General features: G+C 68.2%; 16 protein-coding genes. 10 read left to right on the top strand and 6 right to left on the bottom strand.

Going from position 1 to position 18066, the window contains the following annotated elements; genetic code table 11:
- The first annotated feature begins 106 nt into the window (after nt 1-106).
- Entirely contained in the window at nt 107-784 is a 678-nt protein-coding gene (locus ACFWAY_RS06080) for a hypothetical protein (protein ID WP_378510129.1), read from the top strand.
- Here ACFWAY_RS06080 and ACFWAY_RS06075 read toward each other — a convergent pair.
- Entirely contained in the window at nt 742-1647 is a 906-nt protein-coding gene (locus ACFWAY_RS06075) for a dienelactone hydrolase family protein (RefSeq protein WP_378453673.1), read from the bottom strand. The two genes, ACFWAY_RS06080 and ACFWAY_RS06075, sit on opposite strands and share 43 nt — an antisense overlap.
- A gap of 193 nt (nt 1648-1840) precedes the next feature.
- Here ACFWAY_RS06075 and ACFWAY_RS06070 point away from each other — a divergent pair, with 193 nt between their 5' ends.
- From ACFWAY_RS06070 to ACFWAY_RS06050, 5 genes are read left to right on the top strand one after another with little or no spacing between them, the layout of a single operon-like run.
- The gene (locus ACFWAY_RS06070) at nt 1841-2461 is read left to right on the top strand and encodes a flavin reductase family protein (RefSeq protein WP_378453672.1); all 621 of its coding nucleotides are present in this window, start codon (nt 1841-1843) and stop codon (nt 2459-2461) included.
- On the top strand, nt 2458-3918 hold the full coding sequence (locus ACFWAY_RS06065) for a 4-hydroxyphenylacetate 3-hydroxylase family protein (RefSeq protein WP_378510128.1): 1461 nt from the start codon (nt 2458-2460) through the stop codon (nt 3916-3918). Before ACFWAY_RS06070 ends, ACFWAY_RS06065 begins: the two co-directional genes overlap by 4 nt.
- Complete coding sequence (locus ACFWAY_RS06060; protein WP_005254012.1) at nt 3915-4328, top strand: RidA family protein; 414 nt, start codon at nt 3915-3917, stop codon at nt 4326-4328. The genes ACFWAY_RS06065 and ACFWAY_RS06060 overlap by 4 nt, the downstream gene beginning before the upstream one ends.
- Nucleotides 4325-4996: a DUF1028 domain-containing protein gene (locus ACFWAY_RS06055; RefSeq protein ID WP_378453670.1), complete on the top strand. Its 672-nt coding sequence runs from the start codon at nt 4325-4327 to the stop codon at nt 4994-4996. Before ACFWAY_RS06060 ends, ACFWAY_RS06055 begins: the two co-directional genes overlap by 4 nt.
- Nucleotides 4993-6147, top strand: coding sequence for a M20 family metallopeptidase (locus ACFWAY_RS06050; RefSeq protein WP_378453669.1), 1155 nt, complete (start codon nt 4993-4995; stop codon nt 6145-6147). Before ACFWAY_RS06055 ends, ACFWAY_RS06050 begins: the two co-directional genes overlap by 4 nt.
- Here the strand turns inward: ACFWAY_RS06050 and ACFWAY_RS06045 are convergent.
- Nucleotides 6144-6551 carry a VOC family protein gene (locus tag ACFWAY_RS06045; protein WP_378510127.1) on the bottom strand — a complete coding sequence of 136 codons (408 nt, stop codon included), beginning with the start codon at nt 6549-6551 and terminating at the stop codon, nt 6144-6146. The genes ACFWAY_RS06050 and ACFWAY_RS06045 overlap by 4 nt on opposite strands.
- 200 nt (nt 6552-6751) lie before the next feature.
- Entirely contained in the window at nt 6752-8041 is a 1290-nt protein-coding gene (locus ACFWAY_RS06040; RefSeq protein ID WP_378510224.1) for a purine-cytosine permease family protein, read from the bottom strand.
- A 275-nt stretch (nt 8042-8316) separates the two neighbouring features.
- Here ACFWAY_RS06040 and ACFWAY_RS06035 point away from each other — a divergent pair, with 275 nt between their 5' ends.
- Together ACFWAY_RS06035 and ACFWAY_RS06030 are read left to right on the top strand one after the other, a co-directional pair.
- Nucleotides 8317-9060 carry a DUF429 domain-containing protein gene (locus tag ACFWAY_RS06035; protein WP_378510126.1) on the top strand — a complete coding sequence of 248 codons (744 nt, stop codon included), beginning with the start codon at nt 8317-8319 and terminating at the stop codon, nt 9058-9060.
- A gap of 112 nt (nt 9061-9172) precedes the next feature.
- Nucleotides 9173-9628: a tellurite resistance TerB family protein gene (locus tag ACFWAY_RS06030; protein WP_005254018.1), complete on the top strand. Its 456-nt coding sequence runs from the start codon at nt 9173-9175 to the stop codon at nt 9626-9628.
- A 42-nt stretch (nt 9629-9670) separates the two neighbouring features.
- Here the strand turns inward: ACFWAY_RS06030 and ACFWAY_RS06025 are convergent, their stop codons facing one another.
- Entirely contained in the window at nt 9671-12943 is a 3273-nt protein-coding gene (locus ACFWAY_RS06025; RefSeq protein ID WP_378510223.1) for an arabinosyltransferase domain-containing protein, read from the bottom strand.
- 392 nt (nt 12944-13335) lie between these two features.
- Nucleotides 13336-13983: a DUF4232 domain-containing protein gene (locus ACFWAY_RS06020; protein ID WP_378510125.1), complete on the bottom strand. Its 648-nt coding sequence runs from the start codon at nt 13981-13983 to the stop codon at nt 13336-13338.
- A 165-nt stretch (nt 13984-14148) separates the two neighbouring features.
- Here ACFWAY_RS06020 and ACFWAY_RS06015 point away from each other — a divergent pair, with 165 nt between their 5' ends.
- On the top strand, nt 14149-15573 hold the full coding sequence (locus tag ACFWAY_RS06015; protein WP_378510124.1) for an aldehyde dehydrogenase family protein: 1425 nt from the start codon (nt 14149-14151) through the stop codon (nt 15571-15573).
- 167 nt (nt 15574-15740) lie between these two features.
- A complete protein-coding gene (locus ACFWAY_RS06010) occupies nt 15741-16538 on the top strand; it encodes an SDR family NAD(P)-dependent oxidoreductase (protein WP_378510123.1) in 798 nt (265 codons plus the stop codon).
- Here the strand turns inward: ACFWAY_RS06010 and ACFWAY_RS06005 are convergent.
- Nucleotides 16532-17914, bottom strand: a complete 1383-nt coding sequence (locus ACFWAY_RS06005; protein ID WP_378510122.1) for a flavin monoamine oxidase family protein — start codon at nt 17912-17914, stop codon at nt 16532-16534. The genes ACFWAY_RS06010 and ACFWAY_RS06005 overlap by 7 nt on opposite strands.
- Between the last annotated feature and the right edge of the window lie 152 nt (nt 17915-18066).

Genomic DNA, 18066 nt, shown 5'->3' with positions numbered 1-18066 from the left:
CACACGCCAAGTGGACTCGCAGCCGAATTTCGGCGTCCGACCTTGACCTGGTGCGCGTCTTCGGAGAGTCTGAGATCTTGCCGACCCGTGAGGGGGTGACGTCACGGTGTCGAGTGACCGCCCCTCGTCTGCACCTCGCCGAACGCTCCGGCTACGCCGGGAGTCCTGGGGATTCGTGATCGGCTCCTTCCTGTTCGGGATGGCGGCCACGCGGGTGTACGGGGACGCGGTCGGCGCCGAGATCGACAACATCACCTACTTCCTCGGATCGCTGTTCTTCACCACCGCCGGATTCATCCAGTTGCGGCTCAGCGGCAGGCCGGTGCCCGGGGAGGAATCAGCGACGGTCGAACGCTACGACTGGTGGGCGGCGCTGGTCCAGTTCGTCGGCACCCTGCTGTTCAACGTGAGTACCGGGGTCGCGCTGATCCAGGGTCTCACCGTCGAACAGGACCGGGTGTGGGGGTGGCGTCCCGACCTCTTCGGATCGACGGCGTTCCTCGTCGCCAGCGGTCTTGCGGTGGTGGCCACCACCGAAACCGACAAGCTGTGGGATCCGCATGCCCGCAACTGGCGCAGCACTTGGCTGAACATGATCGGGTCGGTGGCGTTCGGGGTATCCGCGGTCGCCGCGTTCATCGTGCCCGGCACGGACGCGCTGGAGAACGCGACGATCGCCGATCTGGGCACATTCGTGGGCGCGGTCTGCTTCCTCGTGGCCGCACTGCTGATGCGCCCGCCTCACCCCAGATATTCGCCGAACCAGGCGAGGACACGTTCGTAGGCCTCGGCTGCCGCGGTCGCGTTGTAGCGGGGCCCGGTGTCGTTGAAGAACGCGTGATCGGCACCCGGAACCGTGACGATCTCGTGCGGTAGCCCCGCCTTCGCGAGTGCGGCAGCCGCGGCGTCGCGGGACGCGTTCACCCGGGCGTCCAATTCCGCGTAGATGGCGAGGACCGCGGCCCTCGACCCGGAGAAGTCGGCGCCGTCGGGCAGTGGACCGTAGAAGGGGACCGCCGCCGCCAGGCGTGGCTCGCCGGACGCGAGGAGTTGCCACACCATCCCGCCGCCGAAACAGAACCCGACCGCCGCGATCTTCTCGTCCGGCTCCCGTCGCCCGAGTTCGTCGACCCCGGCCTTCATATCTGCGACGAAGCGCGCCGGCGGCACGGTCGCCAGCGCGGCGGTCGCCTGCGCCTGATCGGTGAACGTCGCGGTCCCACCCTCTTCCGAGAGCAGGTCGAGGGCAAGTGCGGAGTAGCCGGCACCTGCGAATCGTCCCGCCACCGAACGGATGTGGTCGGTCAGGCCCTTGTTCTCGTGTATGACGAGGACCGTTCCGCGGGGTGTGGCGGCGTCGGCCCACGCACCCTGCAGGACGCGGCCGTCCGGGCCGGGGAACGACACCGCTTCGGTTGCGACGGCCTCGGCCGCTCCCGGCGGCGGGGGCGTCGCTCCGCCCGGCGTCACCGGAGCCGAGGTCGGCGACTCGTCGCTGCCGGTGGAGCAAGCGGCGAGCAGCGAGGACGCCGCCGCCACGCCGAGACCGATGAGGCCGAGTCTTCGTAACGCCTCGCGGCGGGACAGCAGCCCGTCGGCATGATCGATCGCGATCTCTTCGGCGATATAGCGCTGCAGTGGCGTCATGATCGTCCCCGTCCGCATCGGCTGATGTAGGGAATTATCCCTGGTCGAACCTGTGATCGGTATTGATTCCCAGTTCATCACTTTTCCTTATGCAGTGCGCCACTTATCTGTGTTGTACAGATTTCACCGGGGACCTCAAGATTGGTGCAACGGCACGAACTCCTCGCTCACCGCACACAGAAAGGAGCCCGTCATGCCGATCGCTGACCGTCACCCAGCCGTCGAAACGACGGCCCGAACATCGGTGGCCCCACCGATGCCGGACAACTCGACCGCGAACTTCGTCATGGCCATGAGCGCCGTCGCGACCGGAGTCACCGTCGTCGCGACGGACGGTCCCGGCGGGCGCGCCGCACAGACCGTGAGTGCGATGTGCTCCGTCTCGGCGGACCCGGCGCTGGTGCTCGTCTGCCTGCACGGGCGAAGCCCGGTCAACGACGCGATCTCCGAGAACGGTGTCTTCTGCGTCAATGTGCTTGCCACCCAGCACGATCACGTCGCCGACACGTTCGCCGGCCGCCCCTGGCCCGGCAAGCAGCGGTGGGACTTCACCTGCGGGCACTGGACCGTGGCCGAATCCGGCTCCCCCCGCGTCCACGACGCGATCGCGTCGTTCGACTGCACCGTCCACGACGTCATCGAGGCCGGCACCCACCGCATCTACATCGGACGCGTCGCCGCCGTGGAGGCGCACCCCGGCGAACCGCTCGTGTACGCCGCCCACACCTACAGCAAGCCCGCAGCGTTCGAACCCTCCACCTTCCCCGACTACCCGGACGCACACCCCGCGCCGAGGACCAGGAGCACGAAATGATCCGCACCGGAGATCAATACAGGGAGTCCATCAGGGACGGCCGTGAGGTCTGGGTCGACGGGGAACGCGTCAAGGACGTGGCCGACCACCCCATGTTCAAGCCGATCGTCGACGTGCGGGCCCGCATCTACGACCTTGCACACGACGAGGCCACGCAGGACGCGATGACCTACGTCGATCTCGAATCCGGCGAACGCAACGCCATCGCCAACAAGCTTCCCCGCACGCAGCAGGACTGGCTCGACAAGCGCGCCGCCGTCGACCTGGTCCTCGAGGACACCCGAGGCGTGGTCACCCGCGTCGGTGACGAGACCATCGGCGAGATGTGGTCGCTGTTCGACGGTCAGGACGTCCTCAACGAGGTCGACCCGCGCTTCTCGGAGAACATCCGCCGCCACCTGGAGCGGTCGGTCCGGGAGGACCCGTTCCACGTGTCGGCGAACACCGACCCCAAGGGCGACCGGTCCAAGGCGCCGCAGGATCAGGACCCCGACATGCTCCTGCACGTCGTGAAGGAGACCGACAACGGCATCGTCGTGCGCGGCGCGAAGTACGAGACCGCCGCCGCCTACTCCAACCAGGCGTTCACCAAACCCACCATCGCCAACTGGGGCAACAGCGAACTGTCCGACTACGCTGTCGGATTCGTGCTCGACATGGGTGCGCCGGGGCTGAAGTACATCTCCCGCAACGGGTTCGCCGGCCGCGCACCGGCCGCCGACTACCCGCTCGCCAACCGGGTCGACGAGGTCGAGTCCCTCGTCGTGTTCGACAACGTCGAGATCCCCTGGGAAGACGTCCTGTTCTACCGGCACACCCGGGCGGCCTGGTTCATCCGCTCCACCCTGCACCGCTACAGCGCGTTCCCGTTCGTCCAACGCACCCTGCACCTCGCCGATCTGATGATCGGATCCGCACTGTGGAACGTCAAGCAGAGCGGCCTCGAGAAGCAGCAGGCGGTGCAGGAGAAGCTCGCTCAGCTCGCCTGCTACCGGGAGACGATCAACGCCCATCTCACCGCGGCCATCTCGCTCGCCGAGCCCAGCCCCGGTGGCCTGCTGATGCCGAACCAGTCCCTGCTCTACACCGGGCGGGTGATGGCGCTCAGCCAGCTGCCCGCGATGATGCACATCGCCCGCGAACTGTGCGGCGGCCAGATCTGCATCACCCCGGACGCCGCCACGTTCGCCGACACCGACGTCGCGCCATGGCTGGAGAAGTTCTACTCCATCAACGACAACTGGGTGGCCGACGACCGCCGCAAGCTCCTCGCGTTCGCCCGCGACCTGCTCAACAGCGACTACGCGGGACATCGCCTGACGTTCCAGCTCTTCGCCCAGTCACCGCCCTTCGCGCAGCTCGCCGCCGTGTACCGCAACTTCGACTTCGACGGGCCGCTCGGGCTGGTCAAGGCCGCGGCGGGGCTGTCGGACAACGTCGACGGAGGTGTGGCATGACCACCCACACCCGCATCCGCCCGTTCAACACCCGCGACACGTACCCGGAACAGAACCTCGACAACGACCTCGCGCAGGCCGTCGTCGCCGGCGGAGTCGTGTATCTCCGCGGGCAGATCGGACAGGACCTCGACACCCGGGAGTCTGTGGGTATCGGCGACGTCGAGGCCCAGGCCGAGAAGGCGATGGCGAACATCGCGATGCTGCTGAAGGAATCGGGCAGCCGGCTGGAGGACGTCGTCAAGGTCACCATCTACCTGGTGGACGTCCGGTACCGAGAGACCGTCTACCGGGTGGTCGGACGCTGGCTGAAAGGTGTGCACCCCGTGTCCACCGGCATCGTCGTCGACGCCCTCGCCCGGCCCGAATGGCTCGTCGAGATCGACGCGACGGCAGTGATCAGCTCATGACGTTCTCACTCGTCGCCCGTGATTCCGCAGGCGCGTTCGGGATGGTCGTCTGCTCCTCCAGCCCCGCCGTAGCCGCACGCTGCCTGCACGTGCGGTCCGGGGTCGGCGTCGTCGCCTCCCAGAACGTGACCAATCCGCAGCTGGGGCCGATCGGCCTCGACGCGCTCGCGTCGGGTGAGGATGCGGAGACCGCGCTGAAAACCGCGCTCGCGCAGGAGAAGTTCCCGGACTGCCGGCAGGTCGTCGTCGTCGATGCGGACGGCGGCACCGCGGTGCACTCGGGCGCGCAGACGCTGGGCATCCACAGCAGCGCGCAGGGCGGCGGCGTCGCAGTCGCCGGCAACATGCTCCGCGACGAAGGCGTCATCCGGTCGCTGCTGTTCGGCTACGTGTCGAGCGCGGCCCCGACGTTCGAGGGCAGACTGCTCGACGGTCTCACCGCGGCCGTCACCGCCGGCGGCGAGGCGGGGCCCGTGCACTCGGCGGGAATCCAGGTGGTCGAGGACGTGCAATGGCCCGTCACCGATCTGCGCGTCGACTGGCACGACGACCCGGTCGGCGAACTGCGCCGGCTGTGGACGGTGTGGGAACCGCAGAAGCGGGACTACCGGGTGCGCGGAGTCGACCCGACCGCCGCCCCGTCCTACGGCGTACCGGGTGACCTGTGAGCGCCGACGCCGCGGTGCGCGACGGAGCCAGGCGGGCGGAAGACCGCATCCTGGCTCTGTCGCACGACCTCCACGCCCACCCGGAGGTCGCGTGGGAGGAGGAACGCTCGTGTGCCCGGGTCGCCGGGGTGCTGTCGGATGCCGGGTTCACGGTGGAGCAGCAGTACGTCGGACTGCCCACCGCATTCCGCGCGCACCTCGGCTCCGGACCGCTGCACCTCGCGGTCTGCGCCGAATACGACGCGCTCCCCGGGCTCGGGCACGCGTGCGGGCACAACGTCATCTCCGCCATCTCGGTGGGGACGGCGCTGGCCCTCGCCCCGCTCGTCGACGACCTCGGCATCACCCTGTCGGTGCTCGGCACCCCCGCCGAGGAAGGCGGGGGCGGCAAGATCGACATGCTGAAACGCGGAGCGTTCGAGGGCGTCCACGCCGCCGTCATGGCGCACCCCGGCCCGGTCGACGTCGCGCGGGCCGAGCCGTACGCGGTGTCCCACAGTCACATCCGGTACGACGGCAAGGCGGCACACGCCGCCGCGTACCCGGAACGGGGCGTCAACGCAGCGGATGCGTTCACGGTAGCGCAGGTCGCCATCGGGCTTCTCCGGCAACAGCTTCCGTCGAGCACACGAGTGCACGGGATGATGACCCGCGGGGGAGAGGCCCCCAACGCCATTCCGCAGCGAACCGAAGGCCGCTGGTACGTGCGCGCGGAGACGCTGGAGGAACTGGCCCGCATCGAGCCCCGCGTCGCCCGCTGCTTCGAGGCCGGCGCCGTCGCAACCGGCTGCGAACTCACCATCGCCCCCGAAAGCGAACCGTATTCGGAGTTCCGCACCGACGAAGCGCTGCTCGCGTCGTACGTCCGGCATGCGGAGGGACTGGGTCGCGTGTTTCGCACCGGCCCGGACTCGCTGATGAACCGGGCCTCCACCGACATGGGCAACGTCTCGCAGGTGATTCCCGCGATCCACCCCTACATCGGAATCGACTCCGCGCCCGCCGTCAACCATCAGGCCGAGTTCGCCGCGGCCAGCGCCGCGCCCGCGGCAGACCGGGCCGCCGTGGACGGCGCGCTGGCCCTCGCCCTGACCTTGCTCGACGCCTGCGCCTCCGGCACCCGTGAGTACTTATTAACCGCCCGACGTTAATAAGTACTCACGGGTGGAGCAAAGAATTCGAGCGCGATGTTGTCGGGGTCGCGGAACGAGATGCCGGAACCGTAGTGCGCGGTCTTGATGCCCCCGTGCTCGATGCCGAGTGCGTCGAGCCGCTCCATCCACCCGGTGAGTGCGTCGGGGGAACACTGGAACGCGATGTGGTCGAGTCCGACCTGCCGTTCGTCGAACGTCGCGGGAGCGCCGCTGTCGGGGTGCGTGTGCAGACCGAAGAGCATGCCGCCGTCGAGCGCGAACACCGTGTGGTGGAAGGTCCCCGATTCCTCGTCCTCGTCGAGCACGGGGTCCGACCCGAACAGTGTGGTGTACCAGGCGGTGCTGGCCGGTAGGTCGGACACGGTGATCGCGACGTGGGTGAGGCCCGGGAAACTGGACATCTGCGACAACTCTCTTCTCCGGTGGAACACGGTGGACGAGGTACTTGCACGGTCTCTTTTCGACCCTAGCGAGCCGGCGCCGCCGGGTGGTGGACAACGGCGAAACCTGCCCGAGCGGACAGGAGTTGGTCACCACGCAGGGCCGCACACGCAGAACCGCCCGAGCCTGTAACAGGCTCGGGCGGTGCGGTGTTCGGGGACTACAGCCGGGCAGGCACAGGTGTGGCGGACGTGGCCTTCGCTCCGGTGGAGCGACCGGAACCGCGCCGCGCCAGGAGCAGGTAGATGGGTCCGGTCACCACCAGCCCGGCCACCCAGGACAGGTCGGCGCCGCCGAGGAACGCGGACACCGGCCCCGTGTAGAGGGACGTGGCCATGAACGGAATCTGGACGATGATGCCGAGCAGGTAAGCGGTGATGGCCGTCCAGTTGAACCGGCCGTAGATGCCGCCGTCGAATCGGAAGATCGACTCGAGGTCGTAGACGCCCTTGTGGATGATGTAGAAGTCGATGAGGTTGATCGCCGTCCACGGCACCAAGACCACCAGGAGCACGACCACCAGATCGACGAAGTGCGAGACGAAGTCGGCCGACAGTGCGATGGCGACGACGGACGCCGCGACGAGGATGATCGTCGAGAGGATCACCCGGGCGCGGGCGGTCGGAATCCAGCGGGCGCGGAACGTCTGGACCGACGTGATGATGGCGAGGACGGCGCCGTAGAGGTTCAGCGCGTTGTGGCTGATGACGCTGAGCAGGAACAGCACCAGCATGATGCTGCCGAGGCTTCCCGTCGTTGCCTTGACGCCGTCCATCGTGCCCATGCCGACAGGTGCGGCGAGCGTGACGACCGCGCCGAACGCGAACGCGAGGAACGAGCCGAGGGTGCAGCCGAGGTAGGTCGCCCAGAATGTCGACGGCACGCGCACGTCCTTGGGGAGGTACCGCGAGTAGTCGGAGATGTAGGGCGCGAACGCGATCTGCCAGAGCGCGCCGAGCGAGACGGTCGCCAGCCAGCCGGCGAAGTCGAAGTCGCCCCGCGTGAGGAAGTCCGACGGCAGGTCGCCGGTGAGGATGGCGACGAAGCCCACCAGGATTCCGATTCCGAGAACCCACGTTCCGATGCGGTTGAGGATGTGGATCAACCGGTAGCCGATGATGCAGATGACGGCGGAGCCGAGGGCGCCGGCCACGATCCCCACGTTCACGGGTATGCCGTTCACGATCCCGTGCATCGACTGCCCGGCCAGGACGATGTTCGACGAGAAGAAGCCGAGATACATGACGGCGGCGATCACCACGATGATGAGCGCCCCGAACGTGCCGAACTGTCCGCGGCTCTGGATCAACTGGGGGATCCCCATCTGGGGTCCCTGCGCCGAATGCAACGCCATCAGGGCGCCCCCGGCGAGATGTCCGACGACGAACGCGACGAGACTCCACCACAGAGAGAGTCCGAACAAGCTGGGCCCGAGGGTGCCGGTCACGATCGGCAGCGGGGCGAGGTTGCTGCCGAACCACAGCGTGAACAGATCACGGAACCTTCCCGTGGCGATCGGATTCCGGGACGAACCCGATGGTGTGCTTCTCCAGCATCGGGGCGACGTGGTTGTCGGGCATCAATCCTCCGAACGGAGCGCTGGCGCGCCACTTCTAGTCGAGTAGTGGAGACCACAATGGTCGGAGGCGGTGAATCTGTACAGCACAACTAACTGATGCGTTGCATCACTTCTTCTGATTCACCAGGTCGGACTAGCCTGAGTCGATGCGCACCGTGGGAGTCGACCTGGCGGCCGAGCCGAAGAAGACCGCCCTGGCCGTCATCGACTGGTCCGGCGGTGTGGCCCGCGTCGAGTCCGTCCGGCTGGGAGCCGGGAACGACGCCGTCACCGAGGCCGTGCTCGCGTGCGACAGGGCCGGTATCGATGCACCGTTCGGCTGGCCCGACGCGTTCGTCCGCATGGTGTCCGAGCATCACACCGGCCGACTGTCCGCGACCAACGGTCTCGCCAACCGCGACGGGCGTCGACCGTTGACGAAGCGGCGCACCGACCTCGTGGTGCAGGCCGCGACGGGGATATCCCCGCTCAGTGTGTCGGCGGATCTCATTGCGCACGTCGCGTTGCGCTGCGCCGGAATTCTTGCGGAACTCGGCGACCTCGGCGTCGACGTCGGACGCGTCGACGGCCGCGTGGTCGAGGCGTATCCGGCGGCCGCGCTGCGCACCTGGGGGCTGGTGTCGCGCGGATACAAGAGCGCGCAGAACCGGGTGACGCTGGGGGAGTTGGTCGACGCGCTCCTGACGGCCGCGGACTGGTTGGAACTCGGTGCATTCCAGACGATCTGCCACGAATCGGACGACGCCCTCGACGCCGTGCTGGCCGCCGTCGTCGCGCGGGCCGCTGCCGTTGGCTGCACGGCACTACCCGTGGGCGACGACCGCGCCATCGCCGAGCGGGAGGGGTGGATCCACGTGCCGACGGGAGACTTGCAGTCGCTACGACCCTAACGGCGGATTCCTGCGACTGCGCTGGTAGACCGTCCGCGGCGACGCCCTCGGGCGAAACCTGGCAAATTGGACACCACACGCACCGTGCGTGGGCACACGAAGAAGGAGTCCAATGGCTTTCTGGGATCAGCTGAAGGCAAAGGCGTTCGAGATGAACGGCCAGCTCAAGACCAAGACGGCACAGTTCCAGAACAAGGAGTTCGCCAACGCCAGCATGGCCATGTGCGCCCTCATCGCCGCGGCGGACGGGACCATCGACCCGTCCGAGCGTCAGAAGACCGCGGCGCTGATCACCAGCAACGAGGCGCTGAGTGTGTTCCCGTCGGACGAGCTGAGCCAGAAGTTCGACTGGTACTGCAGCAAGCTGCAGTCCGATTTCGAGTTCGGCAAGATCGAGGCGACCGCCACCATCGCGAAGCTGAAGTCCAAGCAGGATCAGGCACGTGCCGTCATCCAGATCGGCATCGTCATCGGTGGCGCCGACGGCAACTTCGACCAGCACGAGCGAAATGTGGTGCGCGACGCCTGTTTCGCCGTCGGCATCGCTCCGGCGGAATTCGAACTCTGAGGTGATCGGTGACGCGCCCGGCGCAGGGCGCGTCACCGACGCTCAGTAGGCCGTGATGATCGGCGCCGGGTTCCACATGCCCGGACGCTGAATCCGGGTGGTGTCGATCTCCGCGGTCTTCGCGTCGGAGTCGAGCGGGGAGTACTGCTCCACTCCGCCCCAGTCACGGTCCCAGTCGTCCCTCAGATACGACGGTATGGTTCGGCTCGCCCGGGTCATCTCGATCCAGCCCAGAGGGCCTCCGCCGTACCGGTCCTGCCACAGGCTCGTCATGATCGCGCCGGGACGGTCGGGGAGGATCCGGTACTCGGGCGCCTCCGCGACACCCGTGCGGTGGTCGAACGGTCGCTGACACGGAAATGCAAGTCCCACAGCCCAGTCGATCATCACGGGTGCGTCGGATCCGATCACGTCGTTCAGTGTCTGCGTCCGCGGAACACGCGGCGGCGTCACCGCCAGCCACTGCTGTGTATCACTGTCCGTGTCCGATGCCACGAGTCGGATGACATCCGTATTGTCCGGCAGGGAATCGAGCGGAACGCGCAGATTCCGCCAGGACGGTGCCGGCCCGATGTCGATCGGCGTCACGCGTCCCGATACCGCGACAGCGCCGTCCGGCTGCGCGGTGCCGTACTCCACCTCGAGGTTCTGGCCGTACGTGACGACGCCGTCCGCGTCGACGGAGTGGATGCGGCCCGCCGCGGCGATGGAGACGATATCCCCCGCCCCGGCGTCCGAGTCGGGGTTCGGCAACCGGTACCAGCCCGTGGTCAGTGACGCGTCGCCGTCGCTGCCGTCGCTGCCGAGGACCGGCGTGCGGTCGGGGTCGAGGCCGAACGGCAAGGCCACCGCGCTGCCGTTGACACCCACCGCGCCGGCGCCGCCGCCGGTGCCCGCGGCGTTGCTCGACGCCGTCTGCTCGGTGTTGTCGGTCTTGACGGAGTTGGCGACGCCCGCATCCGACGATTCCTCGTCGGCACTCAGGTCGCCGGCGACGCCGTTCGGTGTGAAGCCGACGGTGCCGGTGCCCGCGAGGGCGGTCGCGGCGTCACCCGACAGTGGTTGCAGCAGCGACGCGTTGGGATCGGTTTCGAGTAGGACGTCGTTGGCCAGACCGCACGGTGCGCCGGTGACGGCGTCGACGTTGGAGCGGGCGAGGGAGTACGCGGGGTATTGCGCGACCGCGCCCTTCGCCATCGACAGCACCTCGAACAGCACCATCGCGGCGGCCGCCACCGTCAACGGCGGGATCGCCCACAATCGGCGTCGCCGCACGGATTCGGTCCGGGTGTAGGGCTCGCGGAAGTAGCACCACGCCGCCATCAGCAGCATCACCAGGGTGGCGCCGAGCAGGATCGTGCCGGCACCCAGGCCGGCGATCGACACCGGCTTGTCCCACCACGGGACGCTGTAGCTGGACACGTACCACCACCCGTTGGTGCTGGTGAAACACATCGCGAGCAGGAACAGCACGGCGGCCGCGAACAGGGCGCGGTTGCGTGGCGAGCGCACCACGGCCGTGCTCACCGCCACGGACGCCAGGACGGCGAGTGACCCCGCGAGGCCCGCGTAGATGCCGAAGTGGTGCGTCCACTTGGTGGGCGTGAACATCATCAGCCCCATCGCGGCGAGCGTGATGCCGATGAGCCGCCGCGACGGTCCGGCCGCGGTCCCGGGGATCCGGCCGCCCTTGCGCAGCATCACGAGGACCGTCACGGCCAGGCTCAGCACCATCACGAACACGCCGAACCGACGCGACAGCGAACCGTCGACGGAGATGTTCAGCAGGTACTGGTAGCGGAGGTATTCGTCGAACCAGGGAACGTTGGGGCCGATCGCATGAACGTGCTGCATCTCCATGACGGCGGCGAGGGTCTGATCGGCGAACACCGCCACCAGGATCACGGTTCCCGACGCGACGAGCGGCGCCAGCAACGCGACGTATCCCACCGTCTTGGCCCGGGCGATCACGATCTGCAGGATCGGCCGGGCACCCGCGACCAGGGCGCCGAAACAGATCAGCCCGGACGGGCCCGCGGTCAGCGTGGCCGCACCGACCAGGATCGCCACCGCGGCGGGCAGCAGTCGCCGGGTCGCGACGGCGCGTTCCACCGAGCACCACGTGAGCAGCACGCCCACCGCGACGATCGGCTCGGGCCGCAGACCGTTGTTGTACGGGAGCCAGAACGCGAGGAACACCAGTCCGCCGGTCCACAGCGCGAGCCGGTTGCCCCGGACCGCGGCGCCGAGTCGCGGTGCGACTTCACGGCTGATCACCAGCCACGCGACGATGCCGGCGAGCAGCGCGGGCAGACGCACGAACGGGCTCGCCGGGGTGATGTTCGCCAGCACCGCGAGGACGTCGTAGTACGGAGACCCGAACGGCGCTTCCGGGACGCCGTACCAGCGGAAGTAGTTGGCCATGTAGCCCGCGGCCTCGGACGTGCGGGCCATGTTGAACTGATAGCCGTCGTCGGAGGTGGAGGCGCCGATGAAGTGCCAGAGCACCAGCGTGCCGATGACGACGGCGTCGACGGCCCCGAACGACCACCAGCGGATGGGCTGGAATCGTCGCGCCCGGCGCCCGTCGACGTTGTCGAGACGGTGCAGAGCCACCAGCGCCAGGATCGTCGCGAGCGCACCGACCACCATGGCGACGAACTTGATGGTCGACGGCGTCGACGAGAAGCGGCTGTCGATCTGAGCCGTCACCTGTAGTCCGTCGGGCGCCGCGCCGTCGAGGTCGCTGAAGATGCCCACCATCTGCGGGCGGAGGTCGCCGTCGACGACAGTCGGTGCGTCCTGGCCCGCCGCGACGAATCCCGCGGTGGTCCGCGTGGAATCCGACGACACCACGAGCGCGCAGTCGGCGGGTAGCTGGTCCACCGGCGACGACAGGAGCACCTTGTTCCGCAACAGCACCTCGACGCCGGCGGGACCGTCCGGGGTCGCGGGATTCACCCTCGCGACCAGTCCGTACTTCCCGGCGTCGGCGGCGCCCGCGGGGGCGGTGGAGGTCAGGATCCCGCCGCGGTCGGCGAGTTCACCGACCGCCGAACAGGGGATCCGGACGTCGAGGCTCAGCGGCGCGTAGGTGACGAGCGGTGCCTCGACGCTTCCGGTGCTGCCGTTCTGCGGCCAGGTGAGGGTCGCGCTGTCCTGCTCGACCGGAAGGAACGGGAGCGACAACGTGAGCAGCACTCCGAAGACGGAGGCGATGATCGCGAGAAGGCGGGCGGAGCGGATCGACTGACCGACGGGGGACGACTGGGGCGGGGTCCCGATCGGCGACTCGTCCGAGTCGTCTCTGGACACATTCGCCGATTCCAGCCTGCTGTCAGTCACGACGTCGGATAGTACCCATCCGCGCCAATGGTTAGCGAAGGCAAGGAACAGGCCTGGTCGGAGGGCCGGCCGCCCCGACTGATCACATGTGGAAGTGCTTCAGAATCCGCGACCGGCGCTCCGCTCGGGTGGAGAGATGGTGGTGATGCCGGGGACCGCGGCGGTGCTGAACTTCGGAATGCACTTCGCGGATGATCTCGAACATGCCTCCGCCTTCCTTCTACGCGAGTCGGTAGCCCGACGGTAGGTCGGCACAGGGGTGAGCCGATTCACCCGGGGCGGGTGAACCAGGTCACCGCTCGCGTACTTTCGTCGTACCCGCCCCCGGGGTGTCCCTACCCCTCTGCGCGACAGAAGAACGATCATCCCGTGACGGGCTGCACCGACAGCTGCTTCACGCCGGTCTGCGAACAGCCGGTCGTGGCGTAGGGGACGAACACCGACCCGGTGTCGTTGGGTGGGTACACCCGGAATCCCGCGACCGGAGTCGGGCCACACGTCTCGGCCGGATAGTTCTGCACCACCGTCGCGCGCACCGCTGCGGTGGCCCGTGCGCCCGGGGCAACCGTCACCGGAGTCTCGGTTCCGCCGTCCCGCTCGGCCGCGGCACCCACCTGCGGACCGTCCGGGCCCGCGACGTAGGACACCCCGGGGTATCCGTGGAGGACGCAGTCGCGGGTGCCGGTGTTGGTGAAGACGAGCGGGATCTCCTGAGATCCGGCGGCCCCACTCGCCTCTCCGAGCGTCACCTGCAGCTCGCCGATCAGGCAGCGGTCGGGATGGGGTGCGGTCGTCTCGGTCGTCTCGGTCGTCTCGGTCGTCTCGGTCGGCGCGGACGGGGTGGTGGTGGTGGTTGCAGTGGTGGTCGCCTCCGAAGTCGTCGAGGTGACGCCGCCGGGCGAGGGTTCGGCGGTTCCCGTCTCGTCCGTCGAGCCACACGCCGAGGCGGTGAGCACGGCGGCGATTCCGAGTACGCCGAGAAGGGTGCGTGCCGGTGACTGCGTGCGCATCTGATCGCTCCTCCTGCTGGGTGTGCTGCCGTACGTCGATGGTCCGCGATCGGTGGCATCCTGGTGTGTGGTTCGGGGAGATCGCATTCGCCCCTCGCCGGAGGATTCCGGTCGTAGGCTGCGGGGCGCAGGGGGAACCGCGACACTTTCACTGGAGGCTGATCAATGAGCGAAGTTCTGGACCGGACCATGATCTACATCGACGGATCCTGGGTCGATTCGCAGGGGACCGGCCGGATCGACGTGGTGAATCCGGCCACCGAGGACGTCATCGCGGTGGTCGCCGAGGGCACCGCCGACGACGTCGATCGCGCCGCGAAGGCCGCGCGAGCAGCCTTCCCCGCATGGTCCGCGCTCAGCGGCAAGGAACGTGGCGAGTACCTCCAGAAGGCGGCTGCCCTGATCAAGGAGCGACTCGACGACTTCACCGCCCTGGTGTCCCGCGACATGGGCATGCCGCTGGGATTCGCGAAGCCCATCCAGATCGGCATGCCGCTCGCGAACCTCGCCGCCTTCGCCGAACTGGCCGCCACCTACGACTTCGACGCCCACGAGGTGGGCAACTCGCTGATCGTGCGCGAGCCGATCGGTGTCGTCGGGGCGATCACCCCGTGGAACTTCCCGCTGCACCAGGTGGTGCTCAAGGTCGGCGGTGCTCTGGCCGCGGGATGCACCGTGGTGCTCAAGCCGACCGAGGTGGCGCCGCTCGCCACCTACGCGCTCGCCGACATCTTCGACGAAATCGGTCTGCCGGCAGGCGTGTTCAACCTCGTCAGCGGATTCGGGCCCGTCGTGGGCGAGGCGATCGCCGGCCACCCCGAGGTGGACATGGTCTCCTTCACCGGCTCCACCCGCGCGGGCAAGAGGGTCGCGGTGGTCGCGGCCGAGACGGTGAAGAAGGTGGCACTCGAGCTCGGCGGCAAGTCGGCCAACGTCATCCTCGACGACGCCGACCTGACGAAGGCTGTCACCGACGGAGTGGCCAAGTGTTTCCTCAACTCCGGTCAGACGTGCTCGGCGCTGACCCGGATGCTGGTCCCCGCGGACAAGGTGGACGAGGCCGCCGCCATCGCGGCACAGGTCGCGCAGAATTACTCCGTCGGCGATCCGACGGCCGCCTCCTCGGTGCTGGGGCCGCTGGTGAACTCGAACCAGCTGAAGCGGGTCCGCGGGTACATCGAACAGGGCATCGCGGAAGGCGCGCGCGCCGTACTCGACGGTCGGGAGACCGGCCAGGAATCCGGCTACTTCGTCGGCCCCACCGTGTTCTCCGGCGTCACCGAGGACATGACCATCGCCAAGGAGGAGATCTTCGGCCCCGTCCTGTCGATCATCGGGTACCAGGACGAGGACGACGCCGTGCGGATCGCCAACGCGACGGAATACGGACTCGCCGCCGGCGTCTGGTCCGGTGACCAGGACCGCGCCGACCGCGTCGCGCGGCAGCTGCGCGCCGGCCAGGTCGAGGTGAACGGCGGGGCGTTCAACACCAACGCCCCGTTCGGCGGATACAAGCAGTCGGGCATCGGCCGCGAGGCCGGCGTCCTCGGCTTCGAGGAGTTCCTCGAGATCAAGTCGATCCAGCGGTAGGCGGCAGGCGGCTTCGCCGCCCGTGCGCCTTTCTGGTAGTGGCTGCTACCAGAGAGGCGCACGGGTGCGGAGCGCAATTGGCCTCACGCTGAACCGAATCCGTGACTCCCGACCGTCGCGGTCCTACCCTCGAATCGAGGGGTGGACAGCAGAAATGAGGGAATGACATGGATCTCGGTCTAGGCGGCAAGCGGGCGATCGTCACCGGCGGCAGCCGCGGAATCGGTCTCGCGATCGCGCGCAGCCTCGCGTCGGAGGGGGTCGATGTGGTGCTCGCGGCAAGGGGCGTCGAGGCGCTCGAACTGGCGGCGAAGACGCTGTCGCAGGAGACCGGGCGCCGGGTGATCGGGGTACCCACCGACACCGGCGACGACAATTCGGTGCACGCCCTCGTGCAGCGAACGGTGGACGAACTCGGCGGCGTCGACATTCTCGTGAACGCCGCGGCCACACCGTGGAGCGCGGGCAAGCCGAGCGACTTCGCGTCCACCACCGACGACGTGGTGCGCGGCGAACTCGAGATCAAGGTGCTGGGCTATCTGCGGACGGCCCGCGCGGTGGCACCGCACCTCATCGAGCAGGGGTGGGGCCGGATCATCAACATCAGCGGGCTCGGTGCACGCCAGGCCAATTCCATCGCGCAGACCGTGCGGAACGTCGGTGTGTCGGCGCTGACGAAGAATCTCGCCGACGAACTCGGCCCGCACGGAATCAACGTCACCGTGGTGCATCCGGGACTGACGCGGACGGAACGACTCGTCGACCGCCTGGCCGAGCAATCCGAGGACGAGGGTGTGCCGGTGGCCGAGCTGGAGTCGCGGCTGGCCACCAACTCGATCCACCGGCTGATCGATGCGAGCGAGGTCGCGGACGTCGTCACTTTCCTGGCCTCACCGCGCAGTGTCGGGATCACCGGTGACGCGGTGGCCGTCGGCGGGGGTGCTCCGGGCGCCGTCTACTACTGAGTCCGGGCGGGTGACAGCACGCCGTCGTGTTCGGTGACTTCCCGGGCGGCGCGCTCACCGGACCGGATGGCTCCGTCGACCCAGCCGCACATCACGGACGAACTTTCCGTGCCGGCCCAGTGAATGCGACCGCAGGGCTCGCGGAGGGCGTGGCCGAACTGGGTGAGCACTCCCGTCGGTGCATGACTGAGCATGCCGCCGCCGGAGTAGCGTTCGACGCTCCAGTTCTGCTCGATGTAGTCGATCGGGGAGGCCGCCTTGCTTCCGAACCTCGCGGTCAACTCCCCGAGCACCGCCTTCTTCCGCTCCGCTTCCGACAGCGTCCCCAGTTTGCGGGCGATCGGTCCCTCGACGATCACACACAGAACACCGGGACGTCCCGTGTCCGTGCTCGCGTCGATGGTGATCGTCGCGGGGGAGTCGGGTGCCGCTGACTGCCCCGACAGTCCGTCGGCGCGCCAGAAGGGTTCGTCGTAGAGGACGGCGATCTTCATGACCGCACCGCTCGGCATTCTCTGGTGCAGGAAGGACCGATCCATCGGGAGCATGGGCTCGTAGAGGATCTGGCTCGCGATCGCGAGGGGTACCGCCACGATCGCCCTCCGGGCCCGCACGGTCATGTCCGCGGATCGGACGGTCACGCCGTCGCCGTCCTGCGCGATGTGCCGGACGGGTTGCGACAGGTGGAGTGCGTCGCCGATCTCGGCTGCCATCGGACGGTAGATGGCGCCCATTCCGCCGACCGGTCGCGCGTCCTCGGCGGCGTCCTTCACACCGAGAACGAAACTCGGACCACCGCCCGATGCCATCTGGTACAGGACGAACAGCATCGACACCTCGGACGCCGCGGATGTGTAGCAGCCGGCGATGGCGGTCTCGAGTAGGTCGTGGGCGGGCTTCGACAACGTGTTGTCACCGAGCCACTTCGCGAGACTGATCGAGTCCCACTTCGCCGCCTTCTTCGCCTCCCACGGCGCCTCGAGCGGGATCGTCTTACACATCTCGCCGAGTTCGACGAACACGGCGCCGAGATTCGCAGCCGCCCAGGGACTCATCGTCAGGGGAATCGTGCCCTTGTACCGGTACTGCTTGCCGTCGACGACCATCATCGCCTCGCCGTCGGTGTACTGCTTGTAGCTCTTGACGCCGAATTCGTCCATGAGGGCGTAGATCCGGTCCTGTCCCGGCCCGATCCACGCACCGCCGCGATCGATCCACGAACCGTCCTCGCGGACCTCGGTGAACGTGCGCCCGCCGATCCGGTCACGCGCCTCCAAGAGCGCGACCGATTGTCCGGCCTGTTTCACGCGCAGTGCCGCCGTCAGTCCGGCGAATCCAGCGCCTACGACGCAATAGTCGACCTCGATGTCTGCCATGACAAATCCCCTCGCGCTCGCCCCGGTGGCCTCGTGCGGCCGTATGCAATGGATGCGTCGCGATTCGTCCTGGGGGTGTGAATTCCTCTCTCCGGGAATGAAACCGCCGCGCACAGAACGTATTCATCCTTACTCGCGGCGAGTCGTGCGGT

The organism is Rhodococcus sp. NPDC059968 (assembly GCF_042738615.1).
Taxonomy (GTDB): Bacteria; Actinomycetota; Actinomycetes; order Mycobacteriales; family Mycobacteriaceae; genus Rhodococcus_F.
This window is presented reverse-complemented; position numbering and strand designations above follow the sequence as displayed.